The sequence below is a fragment of the Acidimicrobiales bacterium genome (assembly GCA_022452035.1).
GTDB lineage: Bacteria > Actinomycetota > Acidimicrobiia > Acidimicrobiales > MedAcidi-G1 > UBA9410.
In genome coordinates this window covers 1-23345 of record JAKURV010000018.1, presented here as the reverse complement: position 1 = coordinate 23345, position 23345 = coordinate 1, and the positions used below count along the sequence as shown (strand labels likewise).

At 65.0% G+C, this 23345-nt stretch carries 21 protein-coding genes; 8 read left to right on the top strand and 13 right to left on the bottom strand.

Going from position 1 to position 23345, the window contains the following annotated elements; translation table 11 throughout:
- Nucleotides 1-55: 55 nt before the first annotated feature.
- From MK181_07570 to MK181_07555, 4 genes are all read left to right on the top strand, one after another.
- On the top strand, nucleotides 56-925 hold the full coding sequence (locus MK181_07570; protein MCH2419659.1) for an LLM class F420-dependent oxidoreductase: 870 nt from the start codon (nucleotides 56-58) through the stop codon (nucleotides 923-925).
- 85 nt (nucleotides 926-1010) lie between these two features.
- Nucleotides 1011-1907, top strand: a complete 897-nt coding sequence (locus MK181_07565; GenBank protein MCH2419658.1) for an OmpA family protein — start codon at nucleotides 1011-1013, stop codon at nucleotides 1905-1907.
- A gap of 4 nt (nucleotides 1908-1911) precedes the next feature.
- Nucleotides 1912-2466, top strand: a complete 555-nt coding sequence (locus MK181_07560; GenBank protein MCH2419657.1) for a VOC family protein — start codon at nucleotides 1912-1914, stop codon at nucleotides 2464-2466.
- Nucleotides 2463-3383 (top strand): DUF2236 domain-containing protein, encoded by a 921-nt coding sequence (locus MK181_07555; protein MCH2419656.1) that lies wholly within the window; start codon nucleotides 2463-2465, stop codon nucleotides 3381-3383. Before MK181_07560 ends, MK181_07555 begins: the two co-directional genes overlap by 4 nt.
- A gap of 24 nt (nucleotides 3384-3407) precedes the next feature.
- Here the strand turns inward: MK181_07555 and MK181_07550 are convergent, their stop codons facing one another.
- Together MK181_07550 and MK181_07545 are read right to left on the bottom strand one after the other, a co-directional pair.
- On the bottom strand, nucleotides 3408-4691 hold the full coding sequence (locus MK181_07550) for a cytochrome P450 (protein ID MCH2419655.1): 1284 nt from the start codon (nucleotides 4689-4691) through the stop codon (nucleotides 3408-3410).
- 176 nt (nucleotides 4692-4867) lie between these two features.
- Complete coding sequence (locus MK181_07545; protein ID MCH2419654.1) at nucleotides 4868-5986, bottom strand: mandelate racemase/muconate lactonizing enzyme family protein; 1119 nt, start codon at nucleotides 5984-5986, stop codon at nucleotides 4868-4870.
- A 126-nt stretch (nucleotides 5987-6112) separates the two neighbouring features.
- Here MK181_07545 and MK181_07540 point away from each other — a divergent pair, with 126 nt between their 5' ends.
- Genes MK181_07540 through MK181_07530 form a run of 3 tightly spaced genes read left to right on the top strand, consistent with a single transcriptional unit; the run spans nucleotide 6113 to nucleotide 11520 of the window.
- On the top strand, nucleotides 6113-7123 hold the full coding sequence (locus tag MK181_07540) for a glycine betaine/L-proline ABC transporter ATP-binding protein (GenBank protein MCH2419653.1): 1011 nt from the start codon (nucleotides 6113-6115) through the stop codon (nucleotides 7121-7123).
- Nucleotides 7124-7133: 10 nt separating this feature from the next.
- Entirely contained in the window at nucleotides 7134-10139 is a 3006-nt protein-coding gene (locus tag MK181_07535) for an ABC transporter permease subunit (protein ID MCH2419652.1), read from the top strand.
- Nucleotides 10140-10161: 22 nt separating this feature from the next.
- Nucleotides 10162-11520, top strand: a complete 1359-nt coding sequence (locus tag MK181_07530; protein MCH2419651.1) for an NAD(P)/FAD-dependent oxidoreductase — start codon at nucleotides 10162-10164, stop codon at nucleotides 11518-11520.
- An 85-nt stretch (nucleotides 11521-11605) separates the two neighbouring features.
- Here MK181_07530 and MK181_07525 read toward each other — a convergent pair whose 3' ends face one another.
- The 6 genes from MK181_07525 to MK181_07500 all read right to left on the bottom strand — a co-directional run bounded on the left by MK181_07525 (nucleotide 11606) and on the right by MK181_07500 (nucleotide 18148).
- Nucleotides 11606-12958: an FAD-binding oxidoreductase gene (locus MK181_07525; protein ID MCH2419650.1), complete on the bottom strand. Its 1353-nt coding sequence runs from the start codon at nucleotides 12956-12958 to the stop codon at nucleotides 11606-11608.
- A 120-nt stretch (nucleotides 12959-13078) separates the two neighbouring features.
- The gene (locus tag MK181_07520) at nucleotides 13079-13501 is read right to left on the bottom strand and encodes a hypothetical protein (protein ID MCH2419649.1); all 423 of its coding nucleotides are present in this window, start codon (nucleotides 13499-13501) and stop codon (nucleotides 13079-13081) included.
- A gap of 5 nt (nucleotides 13502-13506) precedes the next feature.
- On the bottom strand, nucleotides 13507-14940 hold the full coding sequence (locus MK181_07515; GenBank protein ID MCH2419648.1) for an FMN-binding glutamate synthase family protein: 1434 nt from the start codon (nucleotides 14938-14940) through the stop codon (nucleotides 13507-13509).
- 12 nt (nucleotides 14941-14952) lie between these two features.
- Complete coding sequence (locus tag MK181_07510) at nucleotides 14953-15744, bottom strand: hypothetical protein (GenBank protein ID MCH2419647.1); 792 nt, start codon at nucleotides 15742-15744, stop codon at nucleotides 14953-14955.
- Nucleotides 15732-16661: a hypothetical protein gene (locus tag MK181_07505; protein MCH2419646.1), complete on the bottom strand. Its 930-nt coding sequence runs from the start codon at nucleotides 16659-16661 to the stop codon at nucleotides 15732-15734. The genes MK181_07510 and MK181_07505 overlap by 13 nt, the downstream gene beginning before the upstream one ends.
- Nucleotides 16662-16738: 77 nt before the next feature.
- Complete coding sequence (locus MK181_07500) at nucleotides 16739-18148, bottom strand: glutamine synthetase family protein (protein MCH2419645.1); 1410 nt, start codon at nucleotides 18146-18148, stop codon at nucleotides 16739-16741.
- Nucleotides 18149-18399: 251 nt separating this feature from the next.
- Here MK181_07500 and MK181_07495 point away from each other — a divergent pair, with 251 nt between their 5' ends.
- Nucleotides 18400-20745 (top strand): aminomethyltransferase family protein, encoded by a 2346-nt coding sequence (locus tag MK181_07495; GenBank protein MCH2419644.1) that lies wholly within the window; start codon nucleotides 18400-18402, stop codon nucleotides 20743-20745.
- A gap of 35 nt (nucleotides 20746-20780) precedes the next feature.
- Here the strand turns inward: MK181_07495 and MK181_07490 are convergent, their stop codons facing one another.
- The 5 genes from MK181_07490 to MK181_07470 all read right to left on the bottom strand — a co-directional run.
- Nucleotides 20781-21956: an FAD-binding oxidoreductase gene (locus MK181_07490; protein ID MCH2419643.1), complete on the bottom strand. Its 1176-nt coding sequence runs from the start codon at nucleotides 21954-21956 to the stop codon at nucleotides 20781-20783.
- A 28-nt stretch (nucleotides 21957-21984) separates the two neighbouring features.
- Entirely contained in the window at nucleotides 21985-22338 is a 354-nt protein-coding gene (locus MK181_07485) for a hypothetical protein (GenBank protein MCH2419642.1), read from the bottom strand.
- A 39-nt stretch (nucleotides 22339-22377) separates the two neighbouring features.
- Nucleotides 22378-22578 (bottom strand): hypothetical protein, encoded by a 201-nt coding sequence (locus MK181_07480; protein MCH2419641.1) that lies wholly within the window; start codon nucleotides 22576-22578, stop codon nucleotides 22378-22380.
- On the bottom strand, nucleotides 22547-22783 hold the full coding sequence (locus MK181_07475) for a hypothetical protein (protein MCH2419640.1): 237 nt from the start codon (nucleotides 22781-22783) through the stop codon (nucleotides 22547-22549). Before MK181_07475 ends, MK181_07480 begins: the two co-directional genes overlap by 32 nt.
- A 147-nt stretch (nucleotides 22784-22930) precedes the next feature.
- Nucleotides 22931-23345: hypothetical protein (locus MK181_07470; protein MCH2419639.1), on the bottom strand; the 415-nt coding region annotated here is incomplete at its 5' end.

Here is a 23345-nt window from a genome sequence, read left to right as displayed (position 1 = left end):
GTCAGGACCACCGGTCAGACTCGGCCAGTCAGCCGCCACGACGCCGGAGAGAGCCATGAAGGTCGGGATCGCGTTCGCCAACATCGGGCCATTCGGTACCGCCGAGGGAGCCGTCGGCCTAGCCACAGCCGCCGAAGAAGCCGGCATCGAATCGTTGTGGACGGTCGAACACGTCATCTATCCGGACGACTACGAGTCGTCCTATCCCTACGACGACTCGGGCCGGATGATGATGGCCCCCGACACCGACCTAACCGAACCCCTGACCTGGCTGACCTGGGTCGGCGCCCACACCTCGACCATTCGGCTGGCCACCGGCATCCTGATCCTCCCCGAGCGCAACCCGTTGGTGCTAGCCAAGCAACTGGCCACCATGGACCAGCTGACCGGCGGCCGGGTAGACCTGGGCATCGGCGTGGGATGGCTGCGGGAGGAGTTCGACGCCCTCGGGATCCCCTGGAAGCGCCGGGGCGCCCGGACCGACGAGTACGTGGAGGTCATGCGCACCCTATGGAGTGGCAACAGCGTGGCGTTCGACGGTGAGTTCACCTCCTTCGCCGGGGTCTCGTCGAACCCCAAACCAGTCTCGGGCAACGTGCCCATCGTGGTGGGTGGACACACCGAGGCTGCGGCCCGCCGGGCGGGGCGGCTCGGTAACGGCTTCTGGCCTGGGCGAGGCGACCTGGGCCACCTAATAGACGTGATGCGGCAGGAGGCCGAGGCACACGGGCGTGACCCCGATGGCATCGAGATCACGTGGGCTGGAGACCTGGCGACAGGCGAGGACCCGGTGCAGGCGGCGGAGGGCCTCCGGGCCCTAGGGGTCGGCCGCGTCGTCGTGCCCTCCTTCCTCTTCCTCCGGGACACCGCGGACGCGCTGGCCAAGTTCGCCGACGCCGTCGTGGCCCCCCTGGCAGACCTCTAGGAGGTCCCGGCCGACATCGCGGCCTCCCCCATTAGCCACTGCGCCCCTACCCTGACATCGTGCGCACGACGATCGGTGTCCAGCCGTGACCGGAACGATGCGGGACCCCCGGGACCGCCGAAACCGGGACTTCGGTCCCGCCTTCGGCCTCGGACGGCGATCCCGGCGTATACCCCGGGCCGGCCTAGCCGACGCCTTGGGTAGTCGCTCCACCTGGATCGCCGTGGCCGTCCTCGTCGCCTTCTTCGCTGTTATCGCCCTGGGGACCAATGCCCCAACCGAGGAGCGGGCGACCGAGCAGGACCTCACGGCCTCCGTCCAGGGGGCGATGGTCCAGGCCGGCCTGCCAACAGTCGAAGTCCGGGTCGTCGACTGGACAGTGATTCTGGAGGGCCGGGTGGCCACCGACGAACTGAAGGAAGCCGCCGAGCGAGTGGCCTTCGCCCAACCGGACGTCATTAGCGTCCAGAACCGCCTATACGTCCCCCCGACAATCGAAGAGACGATCACCACCACCACGCTCCCCGACCTCCCAGCCGCCCTGGCCGACCTGGTACTCCAGGCCCGCCTGAGCGCGGTGGCCGCCCATCCGCCGATCCAGTTCGAGAGCGGCGGCGACCGGATCACCCTGGAGTCGGTACCCACGCTCGACCGGCTGGCCGCCTTCCTGTTGTTCGAGCCGACCATTCGGGTTCAGATCATCGGCCACACCGACAGCGACGAGAAGTCGCCTGGCGACAACCTCCGCCTGTCCACTACCCGGGCCGAGGCGGTCCGCACCCAATTACTGGCCCGTGGCGTGGAGCCCGACCGGCTGATCACTCTGGGCCTCGGCCACACCGACCCCATCGCCGACAACCTGACGAAGACCGGCAAGGCAGCCAACCGCCGTATCGAGTTTCTGCTCCTCCGCGAGGGAGAGACCGGTCTCCCCCCTCCGCCCGTGGCGAGCGAGTCGAACGACACCACCACCGGGGGTTGAGTCCGTGACGCTAAGCAACCGATCCACGCCTCCGGACTGGCGTGGCGTCCACCACCTGGCCCTGGTCACCCCTGACATGGACGCCACAGTTCGTTTCTACGTCGGCGTCCTCGGCATGCCGCTAGTCGCCACACTGCGGGCCGGACCGATGCGCCACTACTTCTTCGAGCTCGGCCCGGGGAACACCATCGCCTTCTTTGAGGTTCCGGATGCCGAGACGTTCTCCAAGCCGGCGGGTGCACCCTCGTCACGGGCTATCCAGTTCGACCACGTATCGTTCGCCGTCGACGACGAGGCGGCCCTTGTGGCCCTCCAGCAACGCCTGATGGCTGCAGGCTGCGAGGTGACACCGGTGGTGGACCACCACATCCTGCGCTCCATCTACTTCCACGATGTGAGCGGCATCGCCCTGGAGGCGTCGTGGTGGACTACCGGCGGCCGTGACCTCGGGTTCCGGCCCGACGACCCGGAGATGTTCGCCGACCCGGATCCCGTGCCCGCCGTGGCCGAGTTGGCCGGCGACGGGCTGTCGTCCACGCCCACCACCAGGCTGCGGTGAACGACCGCTCCCCGACTCCGGCCATCTGGCGCCGACGAGTCACCGAGGCGGCTGTCGGGCTGTTCAGCCACGCCCCCGACCCGCTGGCCGACACGTTCGCCCACCAGGGTGACCCTGGCCTGTTCGGACCGACGTCGACGACTTGGCAGGTGATGAGCGACTGCTCAACGTTCATCGGCGGGGTCCGGGCCCTTCTGGTCCAGGCCGCCCATCCCGAGGTGGCCGCCGGGGTGGGCGACCACTCCTCGTACCGGGACGACCCACTAGGCCGCCTGTCTCGCACCGCGGCCTACGTAACGGCCACCGCCTACGGGTCTTTGCCCGAGGTGGACGCAGCGGTCGCCCTGGTACGTCGGCGGCACAGCCCGGTGTCGGGAACCTCGCACCGGGGCGTCACCTATTCGGCTGCCGACCCGGAGATGGCAGCCTGGGTCCACAACGCCTTGGTGGATTCGTTCCTGGTAGCTCATCGCACCTTCGGACCCCAACCCATGTCGGACGCCCAGGCCGACGCCTACGTGGCCGAGCAGGTTCGCCTGGGAGAGCGTATGGAAGCTGCACCACTGCCGGCCGGTGCCGACGAGTTGAAAACCTGGTTGGCCGGGCACCCGTCCCTGGGCCGTTCCCCGGCCGGCGACGACGCCGTCGCCTTCCTCTCCGGACCTCCCTTATCTGGTCCGGTGCGGACGGCCTACCGGATCATCCACGACGCCGCGGCGGCCACCATCCCGAGGCCGATACTGGAAGCCATCGGTGTCTCACCCCGCCGGGGAGCCGTCACCCGTGGGCGCTTGCTGGTCCGCGGCCTACGTAGCGCACTCGGCGCCTCGCCGGCCTGGGCCGCCGCTCTGGAACGATGCGCCGAACCCCGCCCAGAGGGCGTGCGGTTCCGAAACCCACCCGGCTCTACCCGCTAACCGGAACGAAGACCGCAACGATCGTCAGGGGACCAGTACGGGTTCGGACGGGGTGAACTCGACCGGAAGGTGCTTTATCCCGTTCACGAAGCTCATCCGCAGCCGGTCAGCCGGACCGGTAGAGGCGATGTCGGGCATCCGCCGGGCGAGGCCCTCGAACACTAGCTTCAGCTCCAGACGGGCCAGGTTCGCCCCCAAGCAATAGTGGGCACCGCCGCCACCGAAAGCCAGATGGTGGTTGGGGTGACGGGTCAGGTCCATGCGGTGGGGGTCGTCGTAGACCTTCTCGTCCCGATTCCCCGACGGGTACCAGAGGGTCACCTTGTCTCCGGCCCGGATCTGCTGGCCCCCCAGCTCCGTGTCCGCGGTGGCCGTACGCCGGAAGTAGTTGACCGGGCTGGTGTACCGCAGGATCTCGTCCACGGCGACCTCGTCCATCTCGGCCCCCTCGGTGAGTGGACCCCACTGGTCGGGATGGTCGAGAAAGCCCATCAGGCCAAGGCTGATGGCGTTGCGAGTCGTCTCGTTACCGGCCACCAGCAGCAGGGTGAAGAAGAGGTCCCGTTCGATGTCGGTCAACTCGGACGTCGTGCCGTCGTCCAGCGTCACAGTGGCCGACGTGAGGACCGTCCAGAGGTCATCCTCTGGCTCGGTGCGCTTGCGGTCGGACAGGCCGTGGGCGTACGTAGCCATCTCGATCATGGCTTTCTCGTAGGTAGAACTGTGATTTTCCTCGGCACCCTCGTCCATGTATTCAGGATCGCTTCCACCGATAGTCCGGTTGCTCCAGTCCAGTAGCAGGTGCCGTTCATTGTCAGGTACCCCGATGATGTCGGCGATAGCCATCAGGGGGAGTTCGGCGGCCACGTCCAACACAAAGTCGGCCGTCCCCTGCTCGCAGATCCGGTCCAGGATGATGGTCGTGCGGAGCCGCATGACGTCCTCCATGCGTCGGACCATGCGCGGCGTGAACCCGGTGTTGACCAGCTTGCGGTACCTCGTGTGCTGGGGCGGGTCGGTCATGACCATTTGGAGGCCCGGGCCGCGGCCGGGCGCGATGTCGTTCAGGGCTACCCCGCCGGCACCGTCCCGTCCCGGCCCGGTCTGGTGGGAGAACAGGGTCCCTGACCGGTGGGCCTCGGAGATGTGTTCGTAGGACGAAACCACCCAGAACGGTTCCGGGTGCTCGTCGGTGGCCGGGTGACGCCACACCGGTGCTTCCTGGCGGAGTAGGTCGAACCAGTCGTGGGGCATCCGCTCGACGAACACGTCGAGGTCTGTGAGGTCGATGTCGTCGATGGTGGCCATGGCGATTCCAACTCCTCGGGAAAGGTTCTCTTGCGAGGAAGATACCTTCGTCAAAGGTACCCAAGACCGTCCACCTCCGAGCAGTCCTGCCCATGCTGGCCACCGGCAAGGTCGACTAGAAGACCCCGGGGAGCAAGGCGGTGGACCTGGCCGGACGCTGATCCAGCATCACCCGGTCAGCGGAACGACATCACCGGATCGCCCCACTGGGACTCGTCCGGGGTGATACCCAGGCCCGGGCCAGGGGGCAGGTCGATCCAGCCCCTGTCCAGGTGGATCCCATGCTTATCGTCGTAGTGGCCGTCCACGTAAGGCTCGGCGATCCAAGTTCCCTCGAAGTTCGCCGGGTCCACTGTGGCTCCCACGTGCAGGCTGGCCGCGGCGACCAGGTCGCCCCCCCAGGTGTCGTCGACCGTGTGGGGCCGACGGGCCGCCGCGCACACGTCGCGCACAGCCCGCATGGCGCTGATGCCCCCGACCCGAGAGACCTTCATGCCGAACCCGTCGGCCACCCGTTGGCTGATGGCCGTCACCACGGCCATCAGGTCGGTAGCCGACTCGTCGAGGTAGATCGGATGGCAGACCTTCCCTACCAGCGAAGCCGTCTCCTCGTAGCTCAGGCAGGGCTGCTCGAGCACCATCGCTATGTCACGACAGGCCCGGGAAACCTGGATGGCGTCGCGGGTGGTCCACCCCTTGTTGGCGTCGGCCGACAGGCGAACCCCAGGCCGCAGGGTCGCCGCCACGGCCCGTAGCGCGGCGACATCGTCGGCCACCGGACGACCTCCCACTTTGAGCTGGATCCGCGGGAAGCCCTCGGCCTGTCGTCGGTCAGCGTCCGCTGCGGAGTCTTCCGGCGAGGCGATCAGAACGCCGTGGTACGACGGCACCCGTTCCCGGACCGCGCCGCCCAGCAAGTCACAGACCCGGATCCCGTAGGCCTTGCCTGTGGCATCCCAGCAGGCCACATCGACGGCCGCCTTGGCGTACCGGTGTCCCATCAGCACCTCGTCCATAGCGGAGTTCACCCGACCGATGGCCGTGGGATCCAAGCCGATCAGGTGAGAAGCCATCTCCGCCAGGGCGGCTCGGGCGCCTAGGGCATGCTCGGGCTGGTAGGTCGATCCCAGCGGACAGGTCTCGCCGTATCCGACCGTGCCGTCGTCGCAGGCGAGGCGCACGATGGTGGTGTCCAGATGCCATTGGTCCTGGAGGGCCATCCGGTACGGAACACCCTGCTCGGGCCCTCGCACGGGGAGGTCGTGCTGAAACACGTCAACCTCGGCGATCTTCACGGTTCGCTCTCCCCTGTCGATCCCGGACGGCCGCGGAACCTATCAGTGGCTAGGGCGCTGTTTCCTTTTCAGCACTAGAGTGCGGCGGCCAGCCGGACCGCCGGTTTCCCGACGAGGTTCGACGCGATGAACCAGCCCAAGCTCGCCTGCCGGAACGTCTGGAAGCTCTACGGGCCAGATCCCGAAAAGTTTCTGGCGTCCCATGACGGTGAGCCCGACCTGACCACCATCAAGGAGGGCGGCTACATCCCCGCCGTTCGAAACGCCTCGCTGGAGGTCCACGAGGGTGAGCTCGTCGTGCTGATGGGTCTGAGTGGCTCGGGGAAGTCCACCCTCGTCCGCTGCATGTCTCGTCTCATCGAGCCGACCGCCGGCGAGATCGACTTCGACGGCGAGGACCTGCGTGCCGCCTCCGAACGGGAGTTGGTCGAACTTCGCCGGCACAAGATGGGCATGGTGTTCCAGCACTTCGCACTGTTTCCGCACCGCACGGTGCTCGAAAATGTTGCCTTTCCGCTTGAAGTCCAGGGTGTCGACCTGGCCACCCGGAACGAGCGGGCCCTCGAGATCATCGATCTCGTCGGGCTGCACGGACGGGGCGATTACTACCCCAGGGAACTTTCCGGCGGACAGCAGCAGCGTGTCGGCATCGGTCGCTCACTGGCTGTTGAGCCTGATGTCTGGTTCCTCGATGAGCCGTTCTCCGCCCTCGATGCCCTCATCCGACGCGATATGCAAGATGAGTTCCTCCGGCTCCAGTCGACGTTGCAGAAGACGATCATCTTCATCACGCACGACTTCGACGAGGCCATCCGTCTCGCTGACCGGATCGCCATCATGCGCGACGGGGTGATCGACCAGTTGGGCACCGCTGAGGAGTTGATCACCAACCCGGGTTCGGACTACGTCGCGGCGTTTACCAAGAACGTCTCTCGGGCCAAGTTGCTCCGGGTTCATACCCTGATGGGTTCAGCCTCGGATGACGCCGAGGGCGAGGTCGACGGTCGCGTGTTTGTGGCGTCGGTGGCCAGTCAGATTCTCAGCTCCACGGTCCCGCTGAGGGTGGTCGAAGACGGCGAGGTTGTCGGCTCGATCACCGCTGCGCAGGTGAACGAAGCGCTCTTCGAGTCCGAGTGATCACCAGGCCATGACGGATCAGACCACGGCCGAGCCCCTCGACACCTCTGACGCTGCTTCGGCCGACGGACCAGCGAAACAACTCTCCAGTCGCCAGAAGTCGGCGATTGCCTTCGGCCCGTTCCTGATTCTGTGGTTCGCCTGGTGGCGGCTCGGGTCACACCACATCACTCGAACTGGCAAGTACGAAGGGGAGTCCGCGGCGCTTGAGTGGCTGTACCGGGTTCCGCGGACCTGGACCGTCGACTGGTTCAACTTTGCGGGCCGGGACGGCTTCGCCAGCGTCAGTTACAAGGCCACGGGGTGGGTGAACACCTGGTTCGACCATCTCCGCTACGAAGAGTTCTTCCAGTTCACCGTGGCGTGGCACCTCTCCAAGGGGCCGTGGCTGTTGGTCCTACTGGCCTGCCTCGGAGCGGCCGGCTGGATGGCCTGGCGTACCCGTAGCAACCGTTGGCTGATGGCCACCGTGGCCGTGGCATGGATGGGCTGGTCGTTCGACCTGTTGGACTTCCTGCACGTTCCCACAACGCCGTGGGTCTACGTCTTCTTGGTGCTCGGCATCGCCTCGGCGGCCCGGACTCTGCAGAATCGGACGTTCGGATGGACGGCGGCGACCGCAACCGTCGCCACCATCGGATGGTTGGCCCTGCAGACCAACGAGGAGTCCTTCAACGTCAAGGCCTTCTTCCGCCAGGTCGCACGATGGCTGGAGTTCCCCCTGGACGTCACCGAAGGGCTCCTCATCAGCGGCTACGGGCCGTGGCACCTACCCGACATGCCGTGGCTGTTCATCTTCGTCCTCCTAGTCGGTGGCGCAGGCTGGCTGGCCTGGCAACGCCGGAGCACCCCCCTAGCCGTAACGACCCTGCTGTTGGGCTGGATGGCCGTGGTGAGCCTCTACGAGCCATGGCATATTCCCGCACTGCCGTGGATCGTGATTGCCGGCCTCTTCGGTGTCGTCGGTTGGAAGCTGGGTGGCTGGCGCCTCACCCTCCTGTCGGTCGGATTCATTCTCTACGCCGCCTTCGTTGGTGAACCTGCGGAACAGGCCGGAGCGGAGACGCGCTGGGACAAGACGATGATCACGCTGTCCGCGGTCCTGGTGGCCGTTCCGATCGCCGCCCTGCTCGGAGGCCTCATCGGTCTGGTGGCTGCCAAGCGACGTCGGGTCGAACAGTTCCTGATCCCGATCATGAACCTGACCCAGGCCTTCCCGCACTTCACCTTCCTCATCCCGATCGGCGTGTTCATCGGCCTCTCGCACAAGGCGGGTGTCATCGCCACGATCGCCTACGCCATCCCGCCAATGGCCCGGGTGACGATCCTCGGCATCCAGGGGATCTCGAGTGAGGTCATCGAGGCGGGGATCATGGGCGGCTGTACACGACGGCAGATGCTGTGGAAGGTTGAGTTGCCCGCCGCCCGCCACTCCCTCCTGGTTGGCATCAACCAGGTGGTGATGGAGTGCCTGGCCATGGTGGTCATTGCGTCCTTCGTCGGCACTGCCGGCCTGGGGCAGGACCTCCTGTTCCGTCTTACGGGACTCCACATCGGCGCCGGAACGGAGATCGGGATCGCCATCGTCGTCATGGCCATCACCCTGGATCGCCTCAGCCAGGCGCTGGGTCGGCTCCAACCGACCCGCCACGCAGAGGGCGCGCCTTTCTGGAAACGCCACCCTTACCTCCTGGCCACGGGGGCCGTGGTGGTGGGCGGTCTCCTTCTGGCCCAAGCCTGGGATGCCGCCTTCCGTGTTCCCAACTCGTGGATGCGGGGCCATGAGGGCGTTTGGGAATTCCTCGTGGATAATGGCAAGAGCGATGTGGCGTGGTGGCACCTGTCCGGTGGTCGGTGGCTGGTGCTCTTCCTGGCCGCCATCGCAGTCGCCGGGTGGAGAGCCTGGGACACCCGGCGCTACCGCTGGCTCTTCGCTGCGACCGCCGTGACCCTGGTGGGATGGTCCGTCGATCTCTTCGACTTCCTGCACCTCTCCACAAAGCCGTGGATCTACGTCTTCGTGGTGGCCGGCGTCGCCGCCTTAGCGTACGGCTCTTCGGTACGAACCAGGCTGCTGACCCAGGCCTCCGAGGAGGACAACTCGGACCTCGCGGCCACCGCGCAGGCCCAACAGTCGCTGCGTTTCACCTGGACGGCAGTCATGACGGCGATCGTGGCGCTTGGCTGGGTGACCCTCCGAACCATCGACGAATCCTTCACCGTCAACCTCCGCGACATCACCATCACCTTCCGGGATTATCTCGAGTCCTGGGTCCTGCTGCCCATGCGCGACGCCTACCTCACCGTTCCGTGGGTGGGCCTCGTCCTGCTCTTCGGTGTGGTCGGATACTTCATCAACGGTCGCCGACCCGCCCTGATGGCCGCGGGCATGGTCGCCTTCATCTCCCTCGCCGGGTTCTGGTGGCAGGCCATGTGGAACTTCTACCAGCTGACCTTTGCCGTGTTGCTGGCAATCGTCTTCGGCGTTCCGTTCGGGATCTGGGCGGCAACTACCGCGCGACGCAACACGGCAGTGCAAGTGTTCCTCGACTTCTTCCAGACCTTCCCGTCGTTCGTCTACCTATTTCCGGCCATCATGTTCTTCGACGTCTCCGAAACGGCGATCATCGTTGCCGTGGTCCTCTCCGCATCCGTACCGGCCATCCGGTACACGATCTTCGGCATCCAGAACGTGCCGGCGCCACTGGTCGAGGCGTCCACAATGGCCGGCTGTACCCGACGGCAGACCCTCTGGAAGGTGAAATTGCCGATGGCCGTGCCGGAAATCATGCTCGGCGTCAACCAGACAATCATGTTTGGCCTCTTCATGGTCATGATCGCCGGACTCATCAAGACCACGGGGCTGGCCCGGGAACTCATCGAGGCGCAGCCCAACATCGACAGTGGCCGGGCCATCGTCGCCGGCATTGCCGTGGCCTGTATAGGCATGGCATCTGATGTGCTGATCTCAGAATGGGCCGACAAGCGCAAGCGTCAACTCGGCCTCATCTCCTGACCTAACCCCGGGAGGAAACGACATGACCAGAGTGGCCATCCTCGGCGCGGGCCCGAGCGGCCTGGCTCAGTTGCGGGCCTTTGCCTCGGCGGCGGCCGACGGGACCGAGATCCCCGATCTGGTGTGCTACGAGAAGCAGGAAGACTGGGGCGGCCTGTGGAACTACACGTGGCGCACCGGGGTCGACGAGTACGGCGAGCCCGTCCACGGCTCGATGTACAGGTACCTGTGGTCTAACGGTCCGAAGGAGTGCCTGGAGTTCGCCGACTATGGCTTCGAGGAGCACTTCGGGAAGCCCATCGCCTCCTATCCGCCGCGGGAAGTCCTCTGGGACTACATCAAGGGGCGCGTCGAGAAGAGCAAGGTCCGCGACCAGATCCGGTTCCGGACCCCGGTTCGCGACGTGTCCTACGACGACGCGACCGGCCAGTTCACGGTGACCGCCCATGACCTAAAGGTCGGCACCGTCAGCTCCGAGGAGTTTGATTACGTCGTCGTGGCCACTGGACATTTCTCGGTACCCAACGTGCCCCACTACCCGGGATTCGAGAAGTTCCTGGGGCGGATCCTGCACGCCCACGACTTCCGAGATGCCGTGGAGTTCGCCGGCAAGGACATCCTCATCATGGGAGCCAGTTATTCAGCCGAGGACATCGGGTCCCAGTGCCACAAGTACGGCGCTAGAAACATCTACTGCACATCACGCGCCGGCACGATGGGCTTCGACTGGCCGGACAACTGGGAAGAGTTTCCGATCCTGACCCACGTGGACGGCAACACCGCCCACTTCGTCGACGGCCAGACCCGAGATGTGCAGGCCATCATCCTGTGTACCGGCTACTTGCATCACTTCCCGTTCATGCCCGACGACCTTCGCCTTGAGACGAAGAACCGCCTTTGGACGCCCGGGCTCTACAAGGGAGTGGCCTGGGAGCGGAACCCAAAACTCTTCTACCTAGGGATGCAGGACCAGTACTACACGTTCAATATGTTCGACGCTCAGGCCTGGTGGGCCCGAGATGTGATGCTGGGACGCATCGAGTTGCCGTCAGCTGCCGAGATGGCGGCCGACAGCTCCAGGTGGCTCGAGCGCGAGGAGGCCCTGGAGACCGCCTACGAAGAGATCGACTTCCAGGGCGACTACACGCAGGAACTGGTCGATGCCACCGACTACCCCGACTTCAACATCGGCGAGGTGAACCGGATGTTCAAGGAGTGGAAGGGCCACAAGAACGCCGACATCATGGGCTACCGCAACCTCGGCTTTCCGTCAACGCTGACCGGCACGGAGGCACCGATCCACCACACTCCGTGGATGGAGGCGATGGACGACTCCATGGCGACCTACCTCCTGGACGAGGCCCCGGAGGGCGGCGGCTGAACGTACGGGCCCCGGACGCGACGGTGGCCGGGCACAAGCCCGACCGCCGGTCGACACTTGGGCGGCCCCGGAGGTCCGCTATGACCTAACTCCAGGGATAGGGCGAGTTGCTCTCCGGGTGGAGTTTGCCTAGGGCGTACCTGCTGTAGCGGAATGGCTCTAGTAGACCCTGCGTGTCGCCACAGAGTTCCCGGGCCACCAAGGCACCCACACCCACCATCTTGAACCCATGGTTCGAGTCGGCGATCACGTAGACGTTGTCACAGAAGGTGTCGAACACGGGAAAGCTGTCCGGCGTGAAAGCACCGATACCGCCTGACGGGGCATGACTCATCAGGCTGGCCTTGCCCTCGAACCGTTCCTGGCAGTGGGACAACGCTGCGGCCCAGACAGCCCGGAAGTCCTCGCCCACGATGAAGTCAGGACTGGCCGGGCCGTAGGGGTCGATGGCGACCTCGCGCCAGGGCTTCTCGACCCGGTAGGGCATGTAGCCACCCTGCACGCCGCCGAAGTTGAAGTCCGGCTTGTAGTAGATGCCCCACTTGCCCTCGACCAGCACGTTGCCGTCCTCGTCGCACAGCGTGGCATCAGCGTCCACGTGAACTACCGGCGGCATGTCGCCGTCGTTGTTCATCAGGTAACCGGGGTCGACACCCAGCGTGCCCTCCTGGAGGGCCCAGAACTTCCACGTCGGCTCAGTGAACGTCCGGTCGCCCACCACGATGTCGGTGGTGTCGGGGAGGTCCAGCATCTCCCACAACTTGGGGACCCACGGGCCGGCGGCCGCCACGACATGGTCGACGGCGATCGTCGCCGACTCGGTTCCCTGGCGGGTAACCACGTGGGTGACGGCACCGCCGTCAACCACCAACTCGGTGACCAAAGTTCCGGCAACCACGCTTACGCCCTCGGCCTCCACCTTGGCCAAGAGGCCGTTGACGGTGGCCATGTTGTGGGCGTAGCCACCCTTCTTCTCATGTAACACGCTGGTGACGCCGGTGGCCCGCCAGTCGTCGAAGATGCCCTTCATGTAAGCGTGGGTTTCGGCCTCCCCGTCGATAAACACCGACTCGTACCCAATGGCCTGTTGCTGCTCGTGGATAGTGACCACGTCGTCGCGCATCTCGTCGTAGGAAATCTGCAGGTAGCCGACCGGGTGGTATTCAAACGCCTCGGCGTTGGCCTCCCAGACCTCAACTGAGTGGGCCATCAGCTCCCGCATGGCGGGCTGGAAATAGTTGTTGCGAACCACGCCGCAGGCGATGCCCGAGGGGCCGGCACCCGCTTCAGACTTCTCGATGACGACGATGTCGCTGCCGTCACCAGTGCCGCGGGCCTTGAGCTCGCGGGCCAGGTGCCAGGCGGTGGACAGGCCGTGGATGCCGGCACCGATGATGCAATACCGGATCGACTTAGGAAGCGTGTCGGACGTGCTCATGGGGCACTCCTGTTATTCGGCGGCCCGCAGGCCGGTTGACGTTTGTTCGGTCGAGAACACGACCGGGCCCACCGACAACGTGGCGACAGGCCCGGACCGGAGACTCTCTCAGGGCTTGGGTTAGTGGGCAGGGGCTTCCCAGCCCTCGAGCACTGGGGGCTGGTAATTGTCGCCGACCGACTTGGAGTCGGCCACCCATGGGCCAAGCTCGACTTGGTGAAACTTGCAGTGCTTCTCCTTTAGCTGGATGCCGTAGGAGTTGCCCGAGATGAGGTGCTTCATCAGCACCTTGCGGGCGATCTCGTCCTCGCGGCCCTCCGGGATGTTGAAGTAGATCTTGAGGAACGAGTTGGAGTTGCGATCGAACACGGCGGGGGTGTTGTCCTCCTCTAGGAGGTGGATGTCCTCCAGCCAGTTGAGGTCCTTGCCGGGAGTCAACTCCATCAGGTCGAGGTCCTCGACGAGAGAAATGTCTTCCTGGTACTCGAACCGCTTGCCGGCCAGCTGTTCGGCGTCGATGGCGACGCTGCGCTTGTCACTCATGTCCTTCAGCTCCCCTGGTTCGCGACCTGTTTGGCCATCAAATCCTTCATCTCCGCCAGCGCCCGCTCCTCGCTGACACCTGGGATGTAGGTAGTACCGGCTAGTGGCACCTTGGCCATGGCCGCCGCCTCGTGGGTCAGGGCCGCAAGGTCCTCCGGCTCCAAGCTGTGGATGTTTGTCTTGCCGCAGGCACGAGCCAGCAACTGGACCTCCATGGTCAGCGTGTGGAGGAAGTTGTAGACCCGCAGTGCCGCCTCGTCGACGTCGAGTCGCGCCCGCAACTCCACGTCCTGTGTGGCAACGCCCACCGGGCAGCGGCCGGTGTGGCAGTGGTAGCACTCGCCGGCCGGCACGCCGATAGTGCCCTCGTAGTCGGTCACACCCTCAATGTGCTTGTTGCAGTTCAGCGCCATCAGGGCGGCGGTGCCCAGGGCCACGGCCTTGGCGCCCAGCGCCAGGCACTTGGCCACGTCACCGCCGTTGCGAATGCCGCCGGCCACCACGAGGTCGACCTCATCGGCCAGGCCGACGTCCTCAAGCGCCCGTCGGGCCTCGGGGATTGCTGCCATCAGCGGGATACCCGTCTCCTCGGTAGCGAGGTGCGGGCCGGCGCCGGTTCCACCCTCGGCTCCATCCAGGTAGATGGTGTCCGGACCGCACTTGGCGGCCATCCGGACGTCGTCGTAGACCCGAGCCGAGCCCAACTTCAGTTGGATCGGGATCTGGTAGTTAGTGGCCTCCCGTATCTCCTGGATCTTTAGCGACAGGTCGTCGGGGCCGATCCAGTCCGGGTGGCGGGCCGGTGACCTCTGGTCGATGCCAGCGGGTAGCGAGCGCATCTCGGCCACCTGCTCAGTGACCTTCTGGCCCATGAGGTGGCCACCCAGGCCCACCTTGCAACCCTGCCCGATGAAGAACTCCACCGCGTCGGCCAGCATGAGGTGGTGCGGGTTGAAGCCGTAACGGCTCTGGATGACCTGGTAGAACCACTTCGTCGACAGGTCCCGTTCCGGTGGGATCATGCCGCCCTCACCCGAGCAGGTGGCGGTTCCGGCCATCGAGGCGCCCTTGGCCAGGGCCATCTTCGCCTCGATCGACAGGGCGCCGAAACTCATGCCAGTGATGTAGACGGGGATGTCGAGTTCGAGCGGCTTGTTGGCGAACCGTGCACCAAGAACCGTCTTGGTCTCGCACTTCTCCCGGTAGCCCTCGATCACGAAGCGGGTCAAAGTTCCCGGAAGGAACACCAGCTCGTCCCAGTGCGGGATCTTCTTGAACAACGAAAACCCACGCATCCGGTACCGGCCCAGCTCGGCCTTCACGTGGATGTCGTTAATGACCTCCGGCGTGAAGATCTTGCTCTTTCCGATGACGTCGGTGGCGGAGTTGGTGTCGACCGGCGGGGTATCCGCGCCTTTGATGTCGTTTGCTTCTGGCATCGTCGTCTCCTCCTAGAGCACGAGCTTGCGCTCGGAAGGCTCCAGCGCGTCGTAGTTGTGGAGCACCTTGCCGCACTCGAACTTCTGCAGTTCCGGAGGGGAGCCAAGGTCGTAGATCTCGAACTTGCGGTTGATGAACTCCTGGTCCTCGTCGTTCATCTCGCCAGGCACGCAATCCACGCCCAGCGAAGCGATCTTGCCGCCCACGTAGATCACGCCGTCGTACATCGAGTCGCCCAGGCCGTCGTTGACGTCCCCGCAGATAATCTGCCGACCACGCTGCATCATGAAGCCGGTGTTGATGCCAGCGCTCCCCAGGGCAATGATCGTGCCGCCTTTCTGGTCGATGCCGGTTCGGGCACCCACATTTCCCTTGATCACCAGGTCGCCGCCGCGCAGCGCGGCACCGGTCAGGGAGCCGGCCGGGCCCTCGACTACGACAGAGCCGGACATCATGTTCTCAGCTAGCGACCACCCGACACGGCCGTTGATCTGGACCTCCGGTCCGTCGATCAGGCCACAGGCGTACCAGCCGGGGCTGCCCTCGAAGGTGATGTTGCACCGCTTGAGGATTCCCACGCCAAGCGAGTGCTTGGAGCCCGGGTTCACGATGGTGACGTTGTTGACGCCCTCGTCGTAGACGACGCGCTTCAACTCCAGGTTGATCTTGCGGGTCGTGAGGTCGGTGGCATCGATTACGGCGCTGTCGCCATCGATCTCAGCCGTCAGGGGTGGCTCAGGATCTGGTTCGACGAGGCCGCGAGCGTCGTAGACGACGCCGCTCTTGGTGTTCAGACCTGCCACGTCAGCACCTCCCGCTCGAACGGATCCCTGGTCTCCACCTCGGTTCCGACGAGCGCCCGGATGGCAATCTCCTCGGAGGCCATCGCCACCAGATTGTCGGACTCCATGAGCACCAGCGGCTTGGCAGCCATCTCGTCCTTAGCGATGCCCAGCTCGCTGCCGGTGGCAACCAGGTATGTAAATACGCCGTCGAAATCGTCGAGGCTGTGCTTCATGGCTGTCTCGAGCGGCAGGCCGTCCTCGAGGTGCTGAGCCAGGTACACGGCGATGATCTCGGAATCGCACTCGGACTGGAACCGGTGACCCATCCGCTCGAGACGACGCCGCCACACGTGGTAGTTGGTGAGCTGGCCATTGTGCACGACCGCCACGTCGGCGAACGGGTAGGCCCAGTAGGGGTGGGCACTGGCCAGATCAACGTCGGACTCGGTAGCCATGCGAACGTGCCCGATGCCGTGCGTGCCCGGCATGTTCGCCAGCCCATACTGCTCGTGCACCGTGTTGGCGTCGCCCAGGTCCTTGATGATCTCTAGGGAGTTACCCAGCGAGAGCACCTTGCAGCCGTCGATATCTTCCAGGTAATCGGCCAGCGGCTTGAGGTCGCCCCCGTATCGGATGGTGGCTCGGAAGGCGTAGCCGGTCTCGTTCTGGATGGTGGCCAGGTCGGCGCCGATCTTGGCCAGCCTGGACTCGACCTCAGCCCGGTTGCGCTCCAGCTTCTCCTCCATGCCGAATCCCGTGTAGTCGTTCGGCTCGGCCAGCATGAACCGCACGACGACCATTTCGTCGGGTGGTCCGTAAATGGCGTAGCCCGTGGAGTCGGGGCCCCGGTGCTTCATGGAGTTGAGCATCGCGGTGAGCTCGTCGCCGATGTCAGACGGGCCGTCACGATGGATGATGCCGGCAATGCCGCACATGTGGTGTCTCCTGCTCTCTGGGACGCGGGTCCTCTCTGGGACGCGGGTCGTGTGATCTCTGGGACGCGGGTCGTGGGCTACGGGAGAATGTCGAGATACTCCTCGACGTCCCAGTCAGTCACGGTGTGCATGAAGCGCTCCCACTCGTCGCGCTTGTAGTGCTCGAAGACCTTGAACATCTCATTGGGAAGAGCGCTCTTTATAACCTCGTCGGCCCTCAGAGCATCCAGGGCCTCACCAAGGTGCATCGGGATCTTCTTGACTTCCTTGCCTTCTTCCATGGCCTCGTAGATGTTGCGCTCCTCGGGCGGGCCAGGATCCAGGTTGCGATCCAGCCCGTCCTCCATGGCCTTGAGGAGACCCGCAAAGGACAGGTAGGGGTTGACCGCCGAGTCCACGGACCGGTACTCGAACCGTCCCGGCGCGCTGATCCGGAGGGCAGTGGTGCGGTTCTGGAAGCCCCAGTCGGCATAGACGGGTGCCCAGAAGCCGGTGTCCCAGAGGCGCCGATACGAGTTGACGGTCGGTGAGCCCAGGCAGGTCAGCGCATCGAGGTGCTCCATGATCCCGCCGATGGCCTTCATTCCGATCTCACCGGGGATCTGCGGGTTATCGCCTTCGGGCATGAACTTGTTCTCGCCACCCTCGTCGGGTTCGCCGGTCCACAGGGAGATGTTGTGGTGGCAGCCGTTGGCCGACACGCCCATGAAGGGCTTGGGCATGAAGCACGGGAAGGCACCCATCTCGCGACCGACCTGCTTGCAGATCTGGCGGTAGGTGGTGAGCCGGTCGGCCGTAAGGTCGGCCCGGTCGAAGTTGAAATTGAGTTCGAGCTGACCCGGAGCGTCCTCGTGGTCACCCTGGATCATGTCCAGTCCCATGGCCTCGCTGTACTCGACCACCTTGTGAATGAGCGGCTGGAGCTCGGCAAACTGGTCGATGTGGTAGCAGTTCGGCTTGGTCATGCCCTCCACGGTGGGCTTGCCATCGGCGTCGGCCTTGAGCCACATCATCTCCGGCTCGGTCCCGGCACGCAGATGAAGGCCGGTCTTCTCCTCGAAGGCCTTGTGGATGCGGTGCAGGTTGCCACGGCAGTCCGACGTGAGGAACATGCCGCCGTCGACCTCTTCCTCACGACCCCGGAACAGAGTGCAGAAAACCCGGGCCGTCTTGGGGTCCCAAGGAAGCTTCATGAAGGTGTCGACCTCGGCTACGCCGACCAGCTCGCGTGACTCCGGGCCGTAGCCGATGTATTCCCCGTGCCGATCGACGAACAGGTTGGCTGTGGATCCGTAGACCAGTTGGAAGCCCTTGTTGGCGATGGTGCCGAAATGCTTGGCTGGGATGCCCTTGCCCATGATGCGCCCGGTGACGGACACGAACTGGCAGTACAGGTACTGGATGCCCTCCGCCTCGATCCGCTTCTGGACCTCGGCGACCTGCTCGGCGCGCCCCTCAGCCTCGATGAAGGCCTGGATGTCGGTCATTAGTCTCCCCCTGGCATCGTTCGGTGCGTTGCACGTGGCGGTTATTGCAGCTGCGTTATGTCCGGGGCCACGCATCCCTAACCCGCACACCATACCGATCAACTACACTCACTGCCAGTGAAATCTTTCTCCGTAGGAAACTGCCTCCACACACAGGGGTGGTCCCCTCTGGAAGCGCTGGTCAGCGGTCCGTCCCGGTGCGAAGATCGGGTCGCAACCCGCCCAAAACGGGCGACGAGATGGGGGCGAGGATGACGATCACGGTGGCCGAGGGGCCCCGCCTGCTCATGCCGGGAATGGCCAACTTCGAGCCCGGTATCGAGCGCTACCGGATCACCGGAGGGGCCGTCACCGCGGTACTGCTCGGGCCCGGCGACCGCCTGGAAGTCATCGACCCCGAGGGCTGTCAACCAGTCGAGGTGGCAGCCTTCGACCGCAACGGGAACTCCGACCCAGGTCTACTCGGCGAGTCGTCGGGCGCTCCGGCGACCGGCATCGCGGCGATCCTGTCCGGAAACCAGCACGACGCTCAGCGGGTGGCCGACGCCCTTGCCGTAAAGGGGATCGATCTGGGCTCGGCTACCGCGGTCCACCTGTTCGCCCCCGATTCCCCGGCTGCGGAAACGGCATGGTTGACCGCGTCGGCCGACGTGGTCTGTGTAATCGGTGTACCCGGCTCAAAGATGTCGCCCGACGAGCAGAACCCGCCGACCGACGTCATCACGTTCGTCCACCGGACCGCTCCCCCGGCACCCGGCCTGGAGGTCCTCCCTACTCCCCTGGCCGACCAGAACCAGGACCTGCGGGTGCCTGCTGCCACCGCCCGGACCTACGAGGTGAAGGCCGGTGAGTTCATCCAGATCATCGACGTGGAGGGCAGGGAGTGCTCCGACTTCCAGTGCTTCGACGCCACCCGACTGGATGGTGGCGTGGAGGCGGCGCTGGACGCCACCATCACCCGCAGCCTGATGGGCGCGAGTTACCCCATGCCAGGCCTCTACGCCAAGTACTACACACTGGACTTCCAACCCATGGTGGAGGTTGTCCATGACACCGTGGGCCGCCACGACACCTTCAACACTGCGTGTAACGCCAAGTACTACGAGGACATGGGCTACCCGGGTCACATCAACTGCAGCGACAACTTCAACCGGGTCCTGGCGCCCTACGACATCGCTCCCCGGCGCGGCTGGGAGGCCATCAACTTTTTCTACAACACCAACCTTGACGACGCGAACCAGATGTACTTCGAGGAGCCCTGGTCACGTCCCGGCGACTACGTCCTGTTGCGGGCGCTGACCGACCTGGTTTGCGTCTCGTCGGCCTGTCCGTGCGATATCGACGCCGCCAACGGCTGGCAACCCACCGACATACATCTCCGCGTCTATCCGGCGACCAACACCTTCAAGAAAGCGACGGCCTTTCGCATGTCTACCGATGCCGACCCCGAACTGACCAAGGAGACCGGCTTCCACTCCCGGACCTCTGCGCTGACCCGGAACTTCACCGAGTACGCCGGCTATTGGCTGGCTAACAGCTACACCGGGCACGGAGCCATCGACGAGTACTGGGCCACCCGCCAGAAGGCCGGGATCATCGACCTGTCTCCACTCCGCAAGTACGAGGTCCTCGGACCCGATGCCGAAATCCTGCTTCAGACCTGTGTGACCCGCAATATCCGGAAGCTGGCCATCGGCCAGGTTGTTTATACGGCCATGTGCTACGACACCGGCGGCATGATCGACGACGGAACGGTGTACCGCCTGGGCCAGGACAACTTCCGGTGGATCGGCGGCTCGGACGCCAGCGGCCTGTGGTTGCGCAAACAGGCGAAAGAACTCGGCCTCCACGCCTGGGTCCGGGACTCCACCGACCAGCTCCACAACGTGCAGGTTCAGGGACCTCTCAGCCGGGAGATCCTGTCCGAGGTGGTCTGGACCCGACCCGACCAACCAACGATTGAGGAACTTGGTTGGTTCCGGCTGTCGGTGGCCCGTATCGGAGACGAGCACGGTGTCCCGATCGTGGTGTCGCGTACCGGCTACACCGGCGAGCTGGGTTTCGAGGTGTTCTGTCACCCGTCAGACGCCGAGACGGTGTGGGACGCCATCTGGGCCATCGGCCAGCCAAAGGGCCTGACCCCTCTCGGGCTGGAAGCCCTGGACATGCTGCGGATCGAGGCCGGCCTGATTTTCGCCGGCTACGAGTTCTGCGATCAGACCAACCCGTTCGAGGCCGGCATCGGCTTCACCGTGCCACTCAAGACCAAGGAGGACGACTTCATCGGTCGCGATGCCCTGGTCCGCGGCAAGGAACACCCCCAGCGGACCCTGGTCGGCTTGGAGTTGTCCGGCGATGATCCGGCCGGTAACGGCGACATGGTCATGGTCGGCCGCCAGCAAGTGGGCACGATCACCAGCGGGACCCGCTCCCCCATACTCGGTAAGAACATCGCCCTGTGTCGGATGGCCGTGGAGCACGCTGAGATCGGCACCGCTGTGGAGGTAGGGAAGATGGACGGCCACCAGAAGCGCCTCCCGGCCACCGTGGTGCGGTTCCCGCACTACGACCCGGATAAGGAGAGAGTACGGGCCTGATTCTGAGGACCTCAACCGTTTAACGGTCTAGGTCCTCAGGCTGCGAAGGAGGCCCGGAAGAGGTCCCGGTCGACCTCGCTCGGCCAGGAGTTTCCGAGCAGCATTCCTGCAGCCAACTCGCCGAGGGCAGGAGCGCACTTGGCCGCGTAGCCGTTGCCGCCGATGCAGCAGAAGACCCGGTCGTCCAACGCGTCGATCATTGGGTGCCCGGTCGGCGTGTAGGCGGTGACACACGAGGTCGTCCACCGGTCGAGCCACCGTAAGCCGGGAAGGAGGCCACCGATCGTCCGGTCAAGGCGGCTAGCAAATGCTGGGTCGCCGTCGGTCCGATACCAGGCCGCCAGATCGGTCGCCGACGCCCGCACGTGGTCGTCCTGGGGTTTGCCGACCTTCAGGACAGTCCGGCCCCGGGGGTCGACGGTCGGCGGGGTGAGGTAGAAGTCCTCTTCTGGATCAGGGCTCTTGGCGATGATGCTCGGCATGCCGGCCAGACGAGACGCCTCGTCGTCGTCCAACTGGAGATACCGCTGGGTGTGGAGGGCGTACTCGACGTCCAACCCGGCCGCCGGCGTCTCGCCGAAGCCCGAGAAGGCCCCGGTGGCCAACAGCACGCGGTTGCCGACCACTGTTTCGGATTCAGTCCGGACTTCCACGGCCCCGTCGACCGAAACCACCGAGCCGACCAGGGTGTCCAGGACTGTCGCCCCGGCGCCCTCGAGCGCTGCCTTCTCGGACCGCACGTAGGCCCGCGGATCCACCCACCCGGCCGGGGGCGGCTCCCACAGGGTGTCTAGTTCCGCGGGCAGGGAGAGGTAGGGGATGGCGGCCATGGTGTCCGCAGCGCTCCGACGGATGCAGCCCAGCGAGAACCGGCGGTCGGCGGCGACCAGGGCCTCCAGGCCATCAGCGGCCTCTACCCAGAGGTGTCCGACCCCGTAAACGGCCCGGATCCCGGTACGTGCCGCGAGGTCGGCGAACTGGGCGACCGCTCGGTACCCCAGCCAAGCCCGGACGGGATCGGGATCGATGGTCCGGCTGACCCGGCCGATGTCGTGATGGCTGGCGAAAACGCCGTCGTGCACCTTGGGGTCGTCCGGCTCAGCCTCACCGACCAAGGCCACAGCGCATCCGCCATCGGCTAGGTGTCGGGCGGCCGAAGCACCGAGCATGCCTGCCCCGACCACCACGACGTCGTAGGAACCGGGGGTCATGCGACCGCCCTCGGGCGGCACGCCGGACTCACCTCTCAGCGTTCTCTCGGATCTCGGCCAGCAGGTGCCACACCAGGAAGACGACAGCCGTCGTTGCCGCCAAAGCCCCCAACAGGGGGCCCAGGCTTCGAAGGCCGTCAGCTCCGTCGAACAACTGCCGCCACAGCACAGCTGCCGAAAAGCCAGCCGCAAACCACGACAGGCGCTTACGAAGACGGATCAGCACGATGGTTGCCACCGCCGTAAGGACAACTAACTGCCCCTGGCCGACCTGAACGCCCCGCAGGGTCCGTCCGTCCTCGACCACCCAGGGCAAAAACACCGAGATGACGATGACGGCGGCGGCGACCTCCGCAACTCGGAGGCGCACCGCCGCCGGCATCTAACTGCTTCTTCTACTTCTTCTACTGTTCGCCTGGAGTTAGCAGGACATCGCCCAGGTCACGTCGGGATCGCACGTGGGGCCACTGACGACGTTCACGGCGATGATGACAAACACGATGCACGCAAGGCTGAAGAGCAGCATCCCACGCTCATAACTCTTCTTATGCGTGTGGTTCTCAGGAAACTCGACCTGCTTACCGGCCATCTCACTCACCTCCCATCGGTGCACTCGGTGCACTCGGTGCACTCTTGGCGGCCAAACGAGCGGCCGCGTGGTTGAGGTTCCGATCCTCACTCCTCATGATGTGGACGAGGCTCAGCACGAACGCTGCAATCCCCAGGGCCGTGAGCACGAAGATCGCGCTCTCGTTGTCGGCCCAGGTATAGATCGCACCATTCGCTTCGAGTGCCTCAGCCCAATCGGCGTAGGGAAAGGTGTCCATATAGGTTCACACTCCTTCTCAAATTGAATTTTCGATGTCGTTCTCTGCCAACTCACGTAGGGCCTTCGACTTACGGGTCGCCCAGATGCCCGCCGCCAAGACGACGGCGTACATCAGTGCGATGGCCCCAATGAGTTCAAGCATCGATCAACCGCGGATGAGTTGATTGGCCGCTTGGGCGAGCACCGGTCCTGCCGATACTTCGCTGCCATCGGCTTCCACAATGACCTCGTCGCTAGCGCCGAAGTCCGGATAGAAATCGCCACCAAACTCGGCGACGTCGAGACCTTCGAGCTCGACCTCAGGTGGTACGCGGAGCAGGTTCCCCTGCTTCAGCAACCACGAGATGATGTAACCGGAGAGGAAGGCCAAGGGCAGCAGAGCAGCGATGCCGACTAGCTGGCCGAGGATGGTGACATCGACCTGGTTTCCGGCGCCGGAGGCGGCGGGGTAGCCGCTGGCAAAGATGCCCATGAGCAGAACACCCAGGAAACCGGTCCAGCCGTGGACGGCGACCGCCCCGACGGCGTCGTCGACCCGCATCTTCTCCTGCTGCCAGGTG

Excerpts from the sequence above, each read along its gene's own strand:
- MK181_07500 (MCH2419645.1), bottom strand. The coding sequence starts at position 18,148 with ATGACCGACATCCAGGCCTTCATCGAGGCTGAGGGGCGCGCCGAGCAG.
- MK181_07490 (MCH2419643.1), bottom strand. The coding sequence starts at position 21,956 with ATGACCCCCGGTTCCTACGACGTCGTGGTGGTCGGGGCAGGCATGCTC.
- MK181_07475 (MCH2419640.1), bottom strand. The coding sequence starts at position 22,783 with ATGGACACCTTTCCCTACGCCGATTGGGCTGAGGCACTCGAAGCGAAT.
- MK181_07495 (MCH2419644.1), top strand. The coding sequence starts at position 18,400 with ATGACGATCACGGTGGCCGAGGGGCCCCGCCTGCTCATGCCGGGAATG.
- MK181_07505 (MCH2419646.1), bottom strand. The coding sequence starts at position 16,661 with ATGTGCGGCATTGCCGGCATCATCCATCGTGACGGCCCGTCTGACATC.
- MK181_07525 (MCH2419650.1), bottom strand. The coding sequence starts at position 12,958 with ATGAGCACGTCCGACACGCTTCCTAAGTCGATCCGGTATTGCATCATC.
- MK181_07485 (MCH2419642.1), bottom strand. The coding sequence starts at position 22,338 with ATGCCGGCGGCGGTGCGCCTCCGAGTTGCGGAGGTCGCCGCCGCCGTC.
- MK181_07570 (MCH2419659.1), top strand. The coding sequence starts at position 56 with ATGAAGGTCGGGATCGCGTTCGCCAACATCGGGCCATTCGGTACCGCC.
- MK181_07535 (MCH2419652.1), top strand. The coding sequence starts at position 7,134 with ATGACGGATCAGACCACGGCCGAGCCCCTCGACACCTCTGACGCTGCT.
- MK181_07540 (MCH2419653.1), top strand. The coding sequence starts at position 6,113 with ATGAACCAGCCCAAGCTCGCCTGCCGGAACGTCTGGAAGCTCTACGGG.
- MK181_07515 (MCH2419648.1), bottom strand. The coding sequence starts at position 14,940 with ATGCCAGAAGCAAACGACATCAAAGGCGCGGATACCCCGCCGGTCGAC.
- MK181_07520 (MCH2419649.1), bottom strand. The coding sequence starts at position 13,501 with ATGAGTGACAAGCGCAGCGTCGCCATCGACGCCGAACAGCTGGCCGGC.
- MK181_07530 (MCH2419651.1), top strand. The coding sequence starts at position 10,162 with ATGACCAGAGTGGCCATCCTCGGCGCGGGCCCGAGCGGCCTGGCTCAG.
- MK181_07550 (MCH2419655.1), bottom strand. The coding sequence starts at position 4,691 with ATGGCCACCATCGACGACATCGACCTCACAGACCTCGACGTGTTCGTC.